We start from the raw sequence: 208 nt of genomic DNA on the forward strand, positions 1-208 counted from the left end.
TATTAGCCCCGGTTTCCCGGAGTTATCCCAGTCTTATGGGCAGGTTACCCACGTGTTACTCACCCGTCCGCCGCTAACTTCTTGAGAGCAAGCTCTCAATCCATTCGCTCGCCTTGCATGTATTAGGCACGCCGCCAGCGTTCATCCTGAGCCAGGATCAAACTCTCCAATAAAGTTAGTTTGTCTAGCATCTAAAAATAAAAATTGA

At 48.1% G+C, this 208-nt stretch carries 1 rRNA gene; it reads right to left on the bottom strand.

What is annotated here, in order from left to right:
* A 16S ribosomal RNA gene (locus tag MR160_RS34715) occupies nt 1–173 on the bottom strand; the annotation flags it as partial.
* Nucleotides 174–208 lie beyond the last annotated feature (35 nt).

It is taken from the genome of Bacillus cereus group sp. BfR-BA-01382, assembly GCF_022663475.1.
GTDB lineage: Bacteria > Bacillota > Bacilli > Bacillales > Bacillaceae_G > Bacillus_A > Bacillus_A thuringiensis_S.